Below are 15296 nucleotides of genomic sequence, written 5' to 3' on the forward strand. Positions count from 1 at the left end.
GTGCGTATGTCGACGCTTCTTCTGATCGAGCAAGTGCTGAACGGTCTGCAATTCGGTGTGATGCTGTTCCTGATGGCCGCCGGGCTGACGCTGATTTTCGGCGTCATGGGGCTGATCAACCTTGCGCATGGATCGCTGTACATGGTGGGGGCCTTCGCCGCGGCGGCCACCGCTGCCGCCACGGGCAGTTTCGTGCTGGCGCTGGTCGCGGCGCTGATTGCCGCCGCCGCCGCCGGGGCGATCGTGGAACTTACCGTGATCCGCCGATTATATGACCGCGACCATCTTGATCAGGTGCTGGCGACCTTCGCGCTGATCCTTGTGTTCTCGGAAGGCACGCGCTGGATCTTCGGCTCCTTCCCGCTCTACCTTGATGTGCCTGCGGCGCTGGCCGGTCCGGTCACGCTGCCCGGCGGGATCGAATACCCGGCCTACCGGCTGCTTATCATCGGCATGGGGCTTGCGGTTGCCGCCGGGCTGTTCCTGCTGATCTCGCGCACGCGGATCGGCATTCAAATCCGCGCAGGCGAGGCTGACCGCGAGATGATCGGCGCGCTTGGTGTCGATATTTCAAAGCTTTACACGTTGGTCTTCGCCCTTGGCGCGGCGCTGGCGGGCCTGGCGGGCGCGCTGGTTGGCGCGATCCAGTCGGTGCAGGTCGGCATGGGTGAGCCCGTATTGATCCTGGCCTTCGTCGTCATCGTCATCGGTGGGATCGGGTCGATCAAGGGCGCCTTCGTCGGCGCGTTGCTGGTCGGGCTGACCGACACGCTTGGCGGCGTTCTGCTTCCAGAGTTTTTTGCCCTGTTCACAGAGGCTTCCAGCGCAAAGCTCATCGGGGCGTCTGTTGCATCCATGGCAATCTACATCCTGATGGCCGGGGTGCTGATCTTCAAGCCGACCGGCCTTTTCGGGGGGCAGACATGACCCGCGCGGCCATGATCAATGCCGCGCTATTCGCGATGCTGCCGATTACGGCGGGCGTCGCCCTTGCGTTGGATGAACCCTTTATCATCACATTGGCCACCAAGGTCGCGATCCTCGCCCTCGCGGCGGTTGGCCTGAACATCGCGTTGGGGCTTGGGGGGCTGGTCAGCCTTGGCCATGCCGCCTTTTTTGGGATCGGCGGTTATGCGATGGGCATCCTCGCCCACCACGCGCAAAGCTACACGCCGCTGATGGAACTGCCTTTCCTGATCGAAGGGACCAAATCCATGCCGGTGATCTGGCTGGTGGCGATCATCGCATCGGCCCTTGCGGCGCTGGCGATCGGCGCGCTTAGCCTGCGCACCACTGGCGTCTATTTCATCATGATTACATTGGCTTTCGGGCAGATGCTGTACTATTTCGCGATCTCCTGGCCAGCCTATGGCGGCGAGGATGGGCTGTCGATTTACGTGCGCAACGGCTTTCCCGGTCTCAACACGCTGGTGCCGATCCAGTTCTTCGGCCTGTGCTTCGCGGTTCTGGCGGTGGTGCTGTGGGCCTCTGGACGGCTGGCGCGCTCGGCCTTTGGGCTGGCACTGACCGCCGCGCGCCAAAACCCCGAGCGGGTCGAGGCGGTTGGCCTCACGCCTTACCGGCTGCGCCTTGTGGCGTTCACCATCTCCGGTGCCGTGACGGGGCTTGCGGGCGCGCTTTTTGCCGATCTCAACCGCTTTGTGTCGCCGACCATGTTCAGTTGGCAAATGTCGGGCGAGATCATGATCTTCATCATCCTTGGCGGTGTCGGGCGACTGTTCGGGCCGGTCGCGGGGGCGGCGCTGTTCATCTTGCTGGAACACCTGCTGTCCGGCGTGACGGAATTCTGGCTGATCTATGTGGGCGCGCTGCTGCTTCTGGTGGTGCTGTTTGCCCGTGGGGGGCTGATCGGCAGCCTCGCCGGACGGGAGGTCGCCCATGATTGAGCCGCTTCTGGAAACACGTGATTTGTGCAAGAACTTCGGTGCGTTGCAGGCCACAGATCACGTCAATATCTCATTGGTTCCCGGCGAAATACATGCGCTGATCGGTCCCAACGGGGCGGGGAAATCGACGCTGGTCAAGCTGATCATGGGAAGCGAGCAGCCTTCATCCGGCAGCGTCCATTTCGCGGGGGCCGATATCACCGATCTGCGCCGACCCGAACGGGCGCGCGCCGGGCTGGGGCGGACATTCCAGATCTCGTCACTGGCGATGGAACACACGGTCCTGCAAAATGCGGTGCTGGGCGCGCTGGGACGGTCAGGCCGGGTGATGCGGTTCCTGTGGCCTGTCATGTCGGACAAGGCGCTGGTGGCGCAGGCGGAACAGGCGTTGGAGCGGGTCGGGCTGGCCGATCATCGGGGCGCGCTGACGGGCGAGCTTAGCCATGGGCAGCGCCGCTTGCTGGAGGTCGCCGTGGCCCTAACGCTGGAGCCGAAAGCCTTTCTGATGGACGAACCCATGGCCGGGCTCGGCGCCGAAGGCTCTGCCCGCATGACCGAATTTCTGGACAGGTTGCGACAAGAAGCGCCGATCCTGCTGATCGAACATGACATGGACGCGGTCTTTCAGCTGGCCGACCGGATCAGCGTGCTGGTCTATGGCCGGGTCATTGCCACGGGCACAGCCGCCGAAATCCGCGCCAATGCGGCCGTGCGCGAAGCCTATCTGGGGGAGGAGGACGCATGAGCCTGCTGTCACTTGACGGGGTTACGGCCTCTTACGGACCCGTGCAGGCGCTGTTCGGCGTCGATCTGGCCTTGGAAGAGGGCGAGGTGCTGGCGCTGATGGGGCGCAACGGGATGGGCAAATCCTCGACCATCAAGGTGATCTGCCGACTGCTGAAACATTCGGGCGGGCAGGTGCGTTTCGACGGCACCGATTTGGCAGCCCTGCCGCCCCATAAGGCCGCGCGCGCCGGGTTGGGGCTGGTGCCCGAAGGACGGCGCTGCTTTGCCAATCTGACGGTTTACGAGAACCTGATCGCCGCCGCGCGGCCCGGTGCGTGGGATTGCGCGCGGGTCTATGGGTTCTTTGAGCGGCTTGGCGAACGCCAGGGCCAGACCGCCGCGACCCTGTCCGGGGGCGAACAGCAAATGCTGGCCATCGGGCGGGCGCTGATGACCAATCCGCGGCTGCTGATCCTTGACGAAGCGACAGAGGGGCTGGCCCCCGTGGTGCGGCAGGAAATCTGGGCGGCGATCTCACGGCTCAAGGCCGAAACCGGGCTAGCGATCCTTGTTGTGGACAAATCCCTGAAGGAATTGCGGCAGGTCGCGGACCGCGCCGTGATCCTTGAGCGGGGCAAAACGGTCTGGGCGGGCGGTTTCGACGCGCTGACCCATGACATCACCGACACTTACCTAGGAGTGTAAGACAATGGCACATCGCATCATTCACCCCGAAGGCTGGGCCCCCGCGAAGGGCTATGCCAATGGCATGTTGTCGAAATCCGGCACGCTCTATGTCGGCGGACAGATCGGCTGGACCGCGCAGCAGGTGTTCGAGGCGACCGATTTCATCGGCCAGATGCGCCAAGCGTTGCAGAACGTGCTGGCGGTGGTCGAAGCCGCCGGGGGCACGGCGGCGGATATCGCGCGGCTGACATGGTATGTGACCGACAAGGCGACCTATCTGGCCCATCAACGCGCAGTTGGCGAAACCTATCGCGAGGTCATGGGGCGCCATTTCCCGGCAATGACGATGGTTGTCGTGCAGGCGCTGGTCGAGGACGCGGCACTGGTGGAAATCGAGGCCACGGCGGAACTCGGCTAGGCGGGGTCTTGCAAGCCCAATCGGTCGATCAGATCGGGGATGTGTTTCTTGAAGCGGAAGAAGCCATGGGTCGCGTGCGGCCACGCGGCGCTGTCATAGTCCCGCCGGACCCGCACCAGCGGCACCGGGCTGCACGCGGAAAGCTCATCCAGCGCCGCCGCCACGGGACCAACCGGGGCATAGGGTGTCACGATCTGTTCCAGCCCTTGCGCGCGCGCCCAATCGGCAATTTGTGACGTCTGCGTGGTGGTCAGGTCAGGTGACAGATCGTGCCGCGCGAGGGCATCGTTCAGCGCACCGTCCAGAAAGTCCGGTACATGCGGCGCAAGGCGAAGCGGGCTAAGCCTGTCTTCCGCCCGCAGCACGGCGCAGGCGGCGGGGGGCTGGCCATTCAGCGCAAAGCCCGGCGACAGGTCGTCACCATGCAATAGTAGCCCGGTGCGCCGCGCGGGATCGAAAGTGACGGCAGGCGGCACTGGCTGGCGCTCGGGCGAGGGCGGGCCGTCCAGCGCGGGGGCATCCTTGGCCAGCCCTGTGGGCCGAAACCGGCCTTGGGTGAATTTTTCGATATTGTCCGCGCGAGCAAGGTAGGTCTTGCCTTGCGTCTGAAGCCCCGCCACCCAGCGCCATGACAAGGTGTTGGACGCCGGATCGCCATCCAGAAGGTGGCGCAGGAAAAAATCCGCGCCCAGCTCCCATGGCAGTTTCAGCGTGAAAATCCAGATGGAGGCGAACCACATCCGCGCATGGTTGTGAAGATAGCCTTCGCCCACCAATTGGCGCGCCCAATGGTCGAACCCGTCAATGCCGGTCTGCCCGGTGCAGGCGTCCTCCCACATCCGGCGCAGGCCCGATTGCGTCTGTACCTCGTCCAGACGCCGCCGCAGGTCGCGCTGATACGCGCCCCAAACGCCGGGCCGCATTTCGAGCCATCCTTTCCAATAGGTCCGCCAAAAGACCTCTTGCACGAATTTTTCGGCCGCATCCGGCCCATGCAGGCGCAGGACAGGGCCAAGAACCTCGGTCTCCGTCAGGATTCGGTGCCGCAGATAGGGCGACAGGCGCGACACTGTGGCAGGCTGCCCCGGTCCGGTGTCGTAGTTGCGCCGCGTGGCATAATCCCGCCCGGCGGCGGGCAAAAACGCGCCAAGCCGCGTCTCAGCCTCGGCACGGGTCGGTGGGAAAAAGGTCAGGGCACAGGTCGATTGCGTCATGCGAACGGAGGTATCTTGCGCCCGCCCGCCGTCAAGCGATCCGCGCGCCGGTTTCGACCGGCGGCCAAGCGGTTCGGCGCGCAACCGCCCTTGCAGCCCGTTCGGGGCGACACTAAGACTCTGCTAACGGTTGCCGGTCTATGGTGTTCGGCAACGGCTTAAGAGGCAGGAAGTGATGCACGATCCCTTTGATACATACATGAACACGCTGGTTCCGATGGTGGTCGAACAGACCTCACGCGGGGAACGCGCCTATGACATTTTTTCGCGCCTGCTGAAAGAACGGATCATTTTCCTGAACGGCCCGGTGCATGACGGCATGTCGTCGCTGGTGGTGGCGCAGCTGCTGCACCTTGAGGCGGAAAACCCGTCCAAGGAAATCTCGATGTATATCAACAGCCCCGGCGGTGTCGTGACCTCTGGGCTGTCGATCTATGACACGATGCAATACATCAAGCCGAAGGTGTCCACGCTGGTGATCGGGCAGGCGGCGTCCATGGGCTCGCTTCTTCTGACAGCGGGCGCGCCGGGCATGCGCTTTTCGCTGCCCAACAGCCGCGTCATGGTGCACCAGCCCTCCGGCGGGTATCAGGGGCAGGCGACGGATATCATGATCCACGCGCAGGAAACGCAAAAGCTCAAGAACCGCCTGAACGAGATTTACGTCAAGCACACAGGCCAGACGCTGGAAAAAGTTGAAGCCGCACTGGAGCGGGATAACTTCATGTCGCCCGAAGAAGCCAAGGAATGGGGGCTGATCGACGAGATTGTCGAAAATCGCGTCAAAGACCCCGAGTCCGAGGAGTAAGCGCCCCGGCACTGGGCGGTTTCCGATTTTTGCGATTGTGAAGGATCGGGGGCTGCCCTAAGCTGAGGACGGTATTTGGGGGCGGCACGGTATCAGGGCGGCGAAGGCGGCCCAACATAGGGCCCGGACAGGATATCCCGGGCAAGAAAGGTTGAAATGGCGAGCAATTCAGGCGGCGACGGGAAGAACACCCTCTATTGCAGTTTCTGCGGCAAAAGCCAGCATGAGGTCCGTAAGCTGATTGCTGGACCCACCGTGTTCATCTGCGATGAATGCGTGGAACTGTGCATGGATATCATTCGGGAGGAGACCAAGGCCTCTGGACTGAAATCCACCGATGGGGTTCCGACGCCGAAGGACATCTGCGCCGTTCTGGACGATTACGTGATCGGTCAGGCCACTGCCAAGCGGGTGCTGTCGGTTGCGGTGCACAACCACTACAAACGACTGAACCACGCCCAGAAGAACGGTGAGATCGAACTCGCGAAATCCAACATCCTGCTGATCGGCCCGACCGGCTGCGGTAAAACGCTGCTGGCGCAGACGCTGGCCCGGATTCTCGACGTGCCGTTCACGATGGCGGATGCCACGACGCTGACCGAAGCGGGCTATGTGGGCGAAGATGTCGAGAACATCATCCTCAAGCTGCTTCAGGCGTCCGAATACAACGTGGAACGCGCGCAGCGCGGCATCGTCTATATCGACGAGGTCGACAAGATCACGCGCAAGTCCGAAAACCCGTCCATCACCCGTGACGTGTCGGGCGAGGGCGTGCAGCAGGCGCTGTTGAAGCTGATGGAAGGCACCGTGGCCTCCGTTCCGCCGCAAGGCGGTCGCAAGCATCCGCAACAGGAATTCCTGCAAGTGGACACGACCAACATCCTGTTCATCTGCGGCGGTGCGTTCGCCGGTCTGGACAAGATCATCAAGCAGCGCGGCAAGGGGTCGGCCATGGGCTTTGGTGCCGATGTGCGCGACGAAAGTGACGCGGGCGTGGGCGAGACCTTCCAGGAGCTGGAGCCGGAAGACCTGCTGAAATTCGGCCTGATCCCGGAATTCGTTGGCCGTTTGCCCGTTCTGGCGACGCTGGAAGATCTGGACGAAGACGCGCTGGTGACGATCCTGACTCAGCCGAAGAACGCTCTGGTCAAGCAATACCAGCGCCTGTTCGAGCTGGAAGATACGGAACTGACCTTCACCGACGATGCGCTGACGGCGATTGCCAAGCGCGCCATCGAACGCAAGACCGGTGCGCGGGGGCTGCGCTCCATCCTCGAAGATATCCTGCTGGATACGATGTTCGAACTGCCGGGTATGGAAAGCGTGACCGAAGTCGTTGTGAACGAAGAAGCCGTGATCGCTGATGCGGCACCGCTGATGATCCACGCGGATCAGAAGAAAGAAGGGGCGTCGGCCTGATCGGCCGTCCCGCCAGGAATTGATCGACGGGCGCGTTCCCTGCGGGGGCGCGCCCGTTTCCGTTTGGAAGGCGGCAAGACAACAGGGACGGGGATGACGCTGTTCCGGGCAAGGGCCCGGAAGGCGCCCCACCCACCGTCCCGCAGCACAGGAAGAAAAGGGTCGGCATGAGCATACGCAGAATATCGTCGGGCGGAGAGTTCGAAGCAAAGATCGGCTATTGCCGCGCGGTCATTGCGGGCGGGTTCGTCCATGTGGCCGGTACCGTCGGGCAGGGGGACAGTGTCACCGATCAATGCCGCAGCGCCTTGCAGATCATTGGCGCGGCCTTGCAGGAGGCCGGCTGCAGCTTCGCCGATGCGGTCCGCGTCACCTATATGCTGCCCGACAGACGCGAATTCGAACCTTGCTGGCCGATCCTTGCCGAAACCTTCGGCGCAGCCCCGCCTGCCGCCACGATGATCGAATGCGGGCTGATCGATCCCAAATACCGGATCGAGATCGAAGTCACGGCGGTTCTGCCGGGCGACACTTAAGTCAGGCCGATCCCGTGGCGCTCTGTCCACTGGACGTGGCGCTGCAAATCGGCCATATGCAACGAGAGCGAACCGGAGGCACTTATGGGCATTCTCAACTCCCTTCTGCGCGCCGTCACTTGGTGGAACGGCCAGACCCTGAACACACAGCTTTACACTTGGCGCAAAGGCGAAAAGGTGGGCGAGGATGATCAGGGCAACATCTTCTACCGCAATGCCGACGATTCGAAGCGTTGGGTGATCTTCAACGGCGAGGCGGAAGCCAGCCGGATCAGCCCCGAATGGCATGGCTGGCTGCACCGCACATGGGATGAGCCGCCGACCGAGAAGCCTTTGGCGCACAAGCCATGGGAAAAGCCGCATCAGGAAAACCTGACCGGCACGCCGCTGGCCTATGCCCCCGCCGGGTCTATTCGGCGTGTCGAGCCGAAGCCGCGGTCGGATTATGAGGCGTGGAGCCCGGAATAAGTGTCACAAAGCAATACGACTGAAGTTCTTGTCGGTGGGGTCGTGCTTGCGGCCGCCATCGGCTTTGCCATCTACGCGGGTCAGATCGCGGGGCTGTCCTCGGGCGGGGCGTCCTATCCGTTGACGGCGTCGTTCCGCTCTCTCGAAGGGGTGGGCGTTGGCACCGATGTCCGTCTTGCGGGCGTCAAGGTCGGCACGGTCACGGATGTGGTTCTGAACAGCGAAACCTATCGCGCGGATACGGTTGTCGCGGTCCAGGAAGGGATCGAAATCCCCGATGACAGCGCGATCGTCGTTTCTTCCGAAGGTCTTCTGGGCGGCAATTTCGTGGAAATCATGCCCGGCGGGTCGCCCTTCTATTTTGAGCCGGGGGACGAAATCTCCGATACGCAGGGCGCGGTCAGCTTGATCTCGTTGCTGCTGAAATTCGTGAGCGGGTCGGAAGAATGATCCGTTTGCTGGTCAGCCTGTCCCTGATCGTCGGGGCGAGCGCGCTGTCGGCGCAGGCCAGAACCGCTGTGGCGCCGGGGGCGGTGCTGCGCGTTCTGGACAAGGTGTCCGGCAGCACGGCTGACTTCGAACTGCGCAACGGCACGGCGGCGCGTGTGGGCCGTCTTGATATCGCCGTGTCCGAATGCCGCTATCCCGAAGGCAACCGGTCCGGTGATGCCTATGTCGGGATCGAAATCCGCGAGACCGGACGCGACGAGCCGGTCTTCGAGGGCTGGATGATCGCCAGCGCTCCGGCGCTGAGCGCGCTGGACCACGCGCGCTACGACATCTGGGTAATCGGCTGTATGACGTCCTGAGGCTGCTTTAGCGGCACCGCGTCAATGCGCGCCGGGTGGCGCAAGGCTTCTTCCAACTTTTGGTGATAAACCTGCCGGGTGATCTCGATACCGCCAAGGCTGGCCAGATGCGGCGTGATGAATTGCGTGTCGAACAGCCGGAAGCCGCAGGCGCGCAGATGCGGCAACAGGCAGGCCAGCGCGATTTTCGACCCGTCGCGCGCGTTTGAAAACATGCTCTCCCCGAAGAAAGCAGAGGCGATGCTGACGCCATAGACACCGCCCGCCAGCCTGTCGCCATACCAGACCTCAAGCGAATGGGCGCGGCCAAGCCTGTGCAATTCGCGGTAAAGCTCGGCCAACTCGTCGTTGATCCATGTCTCGTCCCGGTCGCCGCAGGCGTCCAGAACCGTGTCGAACGCCCGGTTGAGCGTCACCGACACATCGGGTTTGCGCATCCGCCGCTTGAGCGACCGCGACAGATGAAGTCCGTCCATGGGGATGATGCCCCGGCGTTTCGGATCGACCCAGAAAACCTCCGGGTCGTTCCGACGTTCCGCCATGGGGAAGATGCCGATAGAATAGCCGTGAAGGAGCAACTCCGGGGTCAGAAAGGGTTCGCCCGTGTCGTCCTTCATGGTCACTCCATCTCGGCGAGCCAGCGTTCCAGCCAGTGGATGTTGTACTGCCCCGAATGGATGTCCGGTTCTTGCAGCAAGGCGTGGAACAGCGGCACCGTGGTTTCGATCCCGTCCACGATCAATTCGCCCAAGGCGCGGTTGAGGCGCGCAATCGCTTCGGCCCGGTCACGCCCATGCACGATCAACTTGGCAATCAGGCTGTCGTAATAGGGCGGGATGGAATAGCCGTCATACAGCGCGGAATCCATCCGAACCCCAAGCCCGCCCGGCGCATGGAAGGCCGAGATTTTACCGGGGCGCGGCGCGAAACCGGGGAAGGTTTCCGCATTGATCCGCACTTCGATGGCGTGGCCGTTGATTTGCAGATCGTCCTGTTCAAAGGACATGGGAAGCCCGGCGGCGACACGGATTTGTTCGCGCACCAGATCGACGCCAAAGATCGCTTCTGTCACCGGGTGTTCCACCTGGAGGCGGGTGTTCATCTCGATGAAGTAGAACTCGCCATCCTCGTAGAGGAATTCGATCGTACCGGCGCCGGTATAGTTGATCCGCGCCACCGCGTCGGCGCAGATCTTACCGATGCGCGCGCGTTCCTCGGCGCTGATGGCGGGGCCGGGGGCCTCTTCGAACACTTTCTGGTGACGGCGCTGCAAGGAGCAGTCCCGCTCACCCAGATGGACAGCGCGGCCGCGCCCGTCGCCAAAGACCTGAATCTCGATATGGCGGGGCTTTTGCAGGTATTTTTCGATATAGACTTCGTCATTGCCAAAGGCGGCCTTGGCTTCCGATCGGGCCGTCTGGAACGCATGGGCGATATCCGCCTCGGACGTGGCGACTTTCATGCCGCGCCCGCCGCCACCGGCTGTCGCCTTGATGATGACGGGATAGCCCATCTCGGCCGACAATGTGCGCGCGGTCTCAAGGTCCGGTACGCCGCCCTCGGACCCCGGAACGCAGGGCACGCCCAGCTTTTTCATGGTGTCCTTGGCGGTGATCTTGTCGCCCATCACGCGGATATGTTCCGCCGTGGGGCCGATAAAGGTCAGATCGTGATCTTCGACGATCTGAACGAAATTCGCGTTTTCCGACAGAAAGCCATAGCCGGGGTGGATCGCCTCGGCCCCGGTCACTTCGCAGGCCGCGATGATGGCGGGGAAGTTCAGATAGCTGTCGGCAGAGGCCGGTGGCCCGATACACACGGATTCATCGGCCATGCGCACATGCATCGCATCGGCATCCGCCGTCGAGTGGACGGCGACCGAACCGATGCCCATCTCGCGGGCGGCCCGGATCACGCGAAGCGCGATTTCGCCACGGTTGGCAATCAGGATCTTCGAAAACATGCTCTGCGCCCCTTATTCGAGGATCACGAGCGGTGCACCGTATTCCACCGCGGCCCCGTCTTCGACGAGGATACGCGCGACCTTGCCGGATGTCGGCGCAGGAATGTGGTTCATGGTCTTCATCGCTTCGACGATGAGCAGCGTATCGCCTTCCTGCACGGTGTCGCCGGTCTTGATGAACGGCGCTGCGCCCGGTTCCGCCTGCATATAGACGGTGCCCACCATCGGCGACACGACCGCGCCGGGATGGCTGGCCGGGTCTGCGGCCTCGCTCGCGGCGGCGGCAGGGGCTGCGGCAGGGGCCGCGTCCACTGCCACAGCAGGGGCCGCCGGGGCAGCATGCGTGACCACCGTGTTGGTTTGGCGGCTGACGCGCACGTTCAAGCTGTCGGCTTCCGCATATTCGCGTTTGACCTGCAGTTCCGTCAGATCGTTTTCACGCAGCAATTCGGCCAATGCACTGATAAAGGCCACGTCCGCGTCATGCTTGCTTTTGGTCATGGAGAATCCTCGATAGTTCCCGGGCTCGTTGTCTGCCGTTCTGGCCCATTTTCAGGGCGAGCTTATAGGCCATGCCCGCAGCAGTGAAAAGGAGGCTTTGACCTCCTTCTTCCCCCTACGTAAACCTTTATGCGGAGGAGTGAACCATGAATATCGCAAGCTGGCTTGCGCGCACGGCGCAATTGCACCCTGATCGCCCTGCCTTGTTTCGAGGGCGCGTGGCGGTGGCGGATTACGGGCAGTTTCATGCGCAGGCGTTGTCCATCGCCCGCGCGCTGCGGCTGATCGGACTGCGCGCCGGGGACCGGGTGGCGCTGTTCATGCAAAACTGCCCGGAATATCTGGTGGCGCAATACGGCATCTGGGCCGCGGGCGCAGTGGCGGTTCCGATCAATGCCAAGCTGCACGGGCGCGAGGCGGCATTCATCCTCGAAAACTCCGGCGCAACCTTGGTCTTTGCCGGGCCGAGCCACGCGCAGGCGCTTGAGGCCGCAGGGGTCGAGACGCCGATCTGCGATGTGACGGAGGATGGCTATGCCGGCATGATCGCGCAGCCGCCCGCCACCGGGATCGCAGAGCGCGGCGCCGACGATCTGGCATGGCTGTTCTATACTTCGGGCACGACGGGCAAGCCCAAGGGCGTGATGATCACGCACCGGATGCTGATGACCATGTCGATGAGCTATCAGGTCGATGTAGATCACGTCCGGGCGGAGGATGCGGCGCTTTATGCCGCTCCGCTCAGCCATGGCGCGGGCATCTATAATCCCATGCATGTGCGCGCAGGCGCGGCCCATATCTGTCCGCAATCCGGTGGCTTCGATCCGGCCGAGATTTTCGATCTCGCGGCGCATTTCGGTTCGGTTCACATGTTCGCCGCGCCCACCATGGTCAAACGCATGACCGAAGTCGCGCGGGCGGACGGGATGCGCGGCGACGGATTGCGCACCGTCGTCTATGCGGGCGGGCCGATGTATACCGCCGACATTCTGGATGCGGTTGACCAGTTCGGCCCGGTCTTCGCGCAGATATACGGGCAGGGCGAATGCCCGATGGGAATTACGGCGCTGTCGCGTCATGACGTGGCTGATCGCAGCCATGCCCGCTGGCAGACACGGCTGGGGTCGGTGGGGCGCGCGCAATCGGCGGTCGAGGTGCAGATCGGCGACGCGGCAGGAAAACCCCTGCCGACCGGCGAGACGGGAGAGATCATGGTGCGCGGCGATGTGGTGATGCCGGGCTATTGGCAAAACCCCGACGCCACGGCGCGCGCGTTGCAAGGCGGCTGGCTGATGACCGGGGACATGGGCGCGATGGATGCCGATGGCTATGTTACCTTGCAGGACCGGTCGAAGGATCTGATCATCACCGGCGGCTCCAACGTCTATCCGCGCGAGGTGGAAGAGGTGCTGCAATCCCATCCCGATGTCACGGAGGTCAGCGTGGTCGGCCGCCCGCATCCCGAATGGGGCGAAGAGGTCGTGGCCTTCATCGTCGGCACCGCAGCAGAGGCGGAACTGGACGCGCTGTGTCTGGATCAGATCGCCCGTTTCAAGCGCCCAAAGACATATCTGCGGATCGACGCGCTGCCGAAGAATAATTACGGCAAGGTGCTGAAGACAGTGCTGCGCGCGCGCCTTGCTGGAAAGTAGCGCGGGCTGCGCGGGGCAGGGGCAAGGGCGGGGCGGTCAAGGCGCCGCCGCACCGTCCCAAAGCCCCCATAAGACAAACTACGGGCGTGCCCGGCTCCCACCTGACACGCCCGTAGCGCCGTACCCAATATTGACCGCGAACGGGAAACATGAAGGACCCGCGCGCATTTTCAATGAACAGTAGTAATCGTTTGTCTTTAATCTACCGAGACCGAAACGCTGCGCGTTCACGACCCCTCCCTCAAAAAACGCTCGCCCGAGAAGGTGCGGCACTATCGGCAAAAAACGCCAGTACCGGTCGCTTCCCACAGGGGAAAACTGAAGAAAAGCAGGGCCGACTTAGTGTCGGAAACTGCGAGCTATCGTTAGAACTTGTACCCCCCAGACGGGCAAGAACATCATGCCACAACTTGGCCAGTTTCAAACTAAAATCTTCAATTTCTCCTTAATTGTGATTGTTGTCGAAACAATTATCACGAAACTTACCGGAGTGTTCGCGCCACCTGCGGCGGGTTCTTGTTCCGGTTGTGTTCCGGTTCCGCAGTGTTGCGAATCCGCACAGTGGTGGCGGGCGCACGGGCAGGCCGCGCGCAAAGAAAAAGCCGGGCAGGGGGCCCGGCTTTGGTCGTTGCGTGGGTGATGCGGCTCAGATGGCGAGGTATTCGGCCCGCAGTTCGGCGTTCTCCAGCACCTCTGACGCGCTGCCATCGAAGACGATCCCGCCCGTGTCGAGGATCACCGCACGGTCCGCCAGTTGCAGCGCGCGCACGGCGTTCTGCTCCACCAGGATCGTGGTCATCCCCTGTTCCTTGATCACGCGCAGGGTCTTTTCGATCTCGTCCACGATGACCGGGGCCAGCCCCTCATAGGGTTCATCCAGCAGCAGCACCTTGATGTCGCGGGACAAGGCGCGGGCGATGGCCAGCATCTGCTGCTCGCCGCCCGACAGGGTCACGCCCTCTTGGTTGCGCCGCTCGCCCAGCCGGGGGAACAGGTCATACAGACGCTCGATGGACCAGCCGATGGGCGGGGCGATCTGCGCCAGCTTGATGTTTTCCTCGACCGTGAGGCCCGGAATGATGCGGCGATCTTCGGGCACCAGACCAAGGCCGACACGCGCGGCTTCGTGGCTGGACATCTTGTGCAACGGCTGGTGGTCCAGCCAGATTTCCCCATGGGTCACTTGCGGATCGCCAATCCGTGCGATGGACCGCAGGGTAGAGGTCTTGCCCGCCCCGTTGCGCCCCAGCAGCGCGAGGATCTCGCCCTCATGCACGTTGAAGGAAATGCCCTGCACGATATAGCTCTCGCCGTAATAGGCGTGCATATCCCAGACCGACAGGAAGGCGGGGGCGGTTTCCGCGTGGTTGATGCCCTTGGAGAAGTCAGGTTTGACGTTCATGGCGCGGCCTCCCTTATGCCACTTCTTGGGTTTCGCCGAGATACGCTTCGCGCACCTTCGGGTGACCCTTGATGTTGTCGGGTGTGTCTTCGACCAGCGGCGTGCCCTGGGCCAGAACGGTGATCCGTTCCGCAAGGGAGAACACCACATGCATGTCGTGTTCGATGATCGCGATGGTGATATCGCGTTCGTCCTTGATGCGCTTGAGCAGATCGATCGTGTTGTTGGTGTCCGCACGGGCCATGCCGGCGGTCGGTTCGTCCAGCAACAGCAGGCGCGGGTCCTGGCTGAGGCACATGGCGATTTCCAGCCGCCGTTTGTCCCCGCGGGACATGGAAGCCGCGTTCATATGGCGTTTGTCGGCCAGCCCCATATCCTCCAGCGCGTGTTCGGCATGGGCGATCACGTCCTTCTGCGCCAGCAGGCGCTGCATGGGGTTGAGTTCGAAGGCACCGTCCCGCTTGGCGAAGCCGGGGATCATCATGTTTTCCATCACCGTCAGGTCACCGAAGATTTCCGGCGTCTGAAACACCCGGCTGATCCCCATCTGGCAGATTTCGAACGGTTTGCGCCCCAGCACCGACTGGCCGTCAAAGCTGACCGACCCGGTATCGGGGATCAGCTTGCCGATCAGGCAGTTGAGCAAGGTCGACTTGCCCGCGCCATTGGGGCCGATGATCGCATGAACGGTGTTTTCCGCCACGCTCAGGTTCACGTCGGACAAGGCCTGCAAGCCGCCGAACCGTTTGCCCACGTTTTTGACTTCGAGAATACCCATTGTCTCTC

18 protein-coding genes are annotated in these 15296 nt (G+C 62.8%); 12 read left to right on the forward strand and 6 right to left on the reverse strand.

Annotated elements, in window-relative coordinates:
• Positions 1 to 6: 6 nt before the first annotated feature.
• The 5 genes from E4Z66_RS00310 to E4Z66_RS00330 are packed head-to-tail and all read left to right on the forward strand — an operon-like array spanning position 7 to position 3738.
• A complete protein-coding gene (locus E4Z66_RS00310; RefSeq protein WP_136460949.1) occupies positions 7 to 927 on the forward strand; it encodes a branched-chain amino acid ABC transporter permease in 921 nt (306 codons plus the stop codon).
• Positions 924 to 1907: a branched-chain amino acid ABC transporter permease gene (locus tag E4Z66_RS00315; RefSeq protein ID WP_136460950.1), complete on the forward strand. Its 984-nt coding sequence runs from the start codon at positions 924 to 926 to the stop codon at positions 1905 to 1907. Before E4Z66_RS00310 ends, E4Z66_RS00315 begins: the two co-directional genes overlap by 4 nt.
• A complete protein-coding gene (locus E4Z66_RS00320) occupies positions 1900 to 2652 on the forward strand; it encodes an ABC transporter ATP-binding protein (RefSeq protein ID WP_136460951.1) in 753 nt (250 codons plus the stop codon). The genes E4Z66_RS00315 and E4Z66_RS00320 overlap by 8 nt, the downstream gene beginning before the upstream one ends.
• Entirely contained in the window at positions 2649 to 3338 is a 690-nt protein-coding gene (locus tag E4Z66_RS00325; RefSeq protein WP_136460952.1) for an ABC transporter ATP-binding protein, read from the forward strand. The genes E4Z66_RS00320 and E4Z66_RS00325 overlap by 4 nt, the downstream gene beginning before the upstream one ends.
• 4 nt (positions 3339 to 3342) lie before the next feature.
• Positions 3343 to 3738 (forward strand): RidA family protein, encoded by a 396-nt coding sequence (locus E4Z66_RS00330; RefSeq protein ID WP_136460953.1) that lies wholly within the window; start codon positions 3343 to 3345, stop codon positions 3736 to 3738.
• Here E4Z66_RS00330 and E4Z66_RS00335 read toward each other — a convergent pair.
• Positions 3735 to 4952: an FAD-binding domain-containing protein gene (locus E4Z66_RS00335; RefSeq protein ID WP_136460954.1), complete on the reverse strand. Its 1218-nt coding sequence runs from the start codon at positions 4950 to 4952 to the stop codon at positions 3735 to 3737. The genes E4Z66_RS00330 and E4Z66_RS00335 overlap by 4 nt on opposite strands.
• Positions 4953 to 5127: 175 nt before the next feature.
• Between E4Z66_RS00335 and E4Z66_RS00340 the strand changes: the two genes are divergently transcribed.
• The 6 genes from E4Z66_RS00340 (at position 5128) to E4Z66_RS00365 (ending at position 8992) form a co-directional block, all read left to right on the forward strand.
• On the forward strand, positions 5128 to 5760 hold the full coding sequence (locus E4Z66_RS00340) for an ATP-dependent Clp protease proteolytic subunit (RefSeq protein WP_136460955.1): 633 nt from the start codon (positions 5128 to 5130) through the stop codon (positions 5758 to 5760).
• Positions 5761 to 5916: 156 nt separating this feature from the next.
• Positions 5917 to 7179, forward strand: coding sequence for an ATP-dependent Clp protease ATP-binding subunit ClpX (clpX, locus tag E4Z66_RS00345; protein WP_136460956.1), 1263 nt, complete (start codon positions 5917 to 5919; stop codon positions 7177 to 7179).
• A 167-nt stretch (positions 7180 to 7346) separates the two neighbouring features.
• Entirely contained in the window at positions 7347 to 7715 is a 369-nt protein-coding gene (locus tag E4Z66_RS00350) for a RidA family protein (RefSeq protein WP_136460957.1), read from the forward strand.
• An 84-nt stretch (positions 7716 to 7799) separates the two neighbouring features.
• Positions 7800 to 8183, forward strand: coding sequence for an NADH:ubiquinone oxidoreductase subunit NDUFA12 (locus E4Z66_RS00355; RefSeq protein ID WP_136460958.1), 384 nt, complete (start codon positions 7800 to 7802; stop codon positions 8181 to 8183).
• A complete protein-coding gene (gene mlaD, locus E4Z66_RS00360) occupies positions 8184 to 8633 on the forward strand; it encodes an outer membrane lipid asymmetry maintenance protein MlaD (RefSeq protein ID WP_136460959.1) in 450 nt (149 codons plus the stop codon).
• Positions 8630 to 8992, forward strand: a complete 363-nt coding sequence (locus E4Z66_RS00365) for a DUF2155 domain-containing protein (protein ID WP_136460960.1) — start codon at positions 8630 to 8632, stop codon at positions 8990 to 8992. Before mlaD ends, E4Z66_RS00365 begins: the two co-directional genes overlap by 4 nt.
• On the opposite strand, the gene aat is transcribed toward E4Z66_RS00365, so the two are convergent.
• The 3 genes from aat to accB are packed head-to-tail and all read right to left on the reverse strand — an operon-like array spanning position 8956 to position 11456.
• Positions 8956 to 9609 (reverse strand): leucyl/phenylalanyl-tRNA--protein transferase, encoded by a 654-nt coding sequence (gene aat / locus E4Z66_RS00370; RefSeq protein WP_136460961.1) that lies wholly within the window; start codon positions 9607 to 9609, stop codon positions 8956 to 8958. The two genes, E4Z66_RS00365 and aat, sit on opposite strands and share 37 nt — an antisense overlap.
• Positions 9610 to 9611: 2 nt before the next feature.
• Positions 9612 to 10955 (reverse strand): acetyl-CoA carboxylase biotin carboxylase subunit, encoded by a 1344-nt coding sequence (gene accC / locus E4Z66_RS00375; RefSeq protein ID WP_136460962.1) that lies wholly within the window; start codon positions 10953 to 10955, stop codon positions 9612 to 9614.
• 12 nt (positions 10956 to 10967) lie between these two features.
• Positions 10968 to 11456 carry an acetyl-CoA carboxylase biotin carboxyl carrier protein gene (gene accB, locus E4Z66_RS00380; RefSeq protein WP_136460963.1) on the reverse strand — a complete coding sequence of 163 codons (489 nt, stop codon included), beginning with the start codon at positions 11454 to 11456 and terminating at the stop codon, positions 10968 to 10970.
• Positions 11457 to 11602: 146 nt separating this feature from the next.
• Here accB and E4Z66_RS00385 point away from each other — a divergent pair, with 146 nt between their 5' ends.
• Entirely contained in the window at positions 11603 to 13108 is a 1506-nt protein-coding gene (locus E4Z66_RS00385; protein WP_136460964.1) for an AMP-binding protein, read from the forward strand.
• 646 nt (positions 13109 to 13754) lie between these two features.
• On the opposite strand, the gene E4Z66_RS00390 is transcribed toward E4Z66_RS00385, so the two are convergent.
• Positions 13755 to 14510: an ABC transporter ATP-binding protein gene (locus E4Z66_RS00390; protein WP_136460965.1), complete on the reverse strand. Its 756-nt coding sequence runs from the start codon at positions 14508 to 14510 to the stop codon at positions 13755 to 13757.
• A gap of 13 nt (positions 14511 to 14523) precedes the next feature.
• Complete coding sequence (locus E4Z66_RS00395; protein ID WP_136460966.1) at positions 14524 to 15288, reverse strand: ABC transporter ATP-binding protein; 765 nt, start codon at positions 15286 to 15288, stop codon at positions 14524 to 14526.
• Between the last annotated feature and the right edge of the window lie 8 nt (positions 15289 to 15296).

The organism is Aliishimia ponticola (genome assembly GCF_004803475.1).
GTDB classification, from domain to species: domain Bacteria; phylum Pseudomonadota; class Alphaproteobacteria; order Rhodobacterales; family Rhodobacteraceae; genus Aliishimia; species Aliishimia ponticola.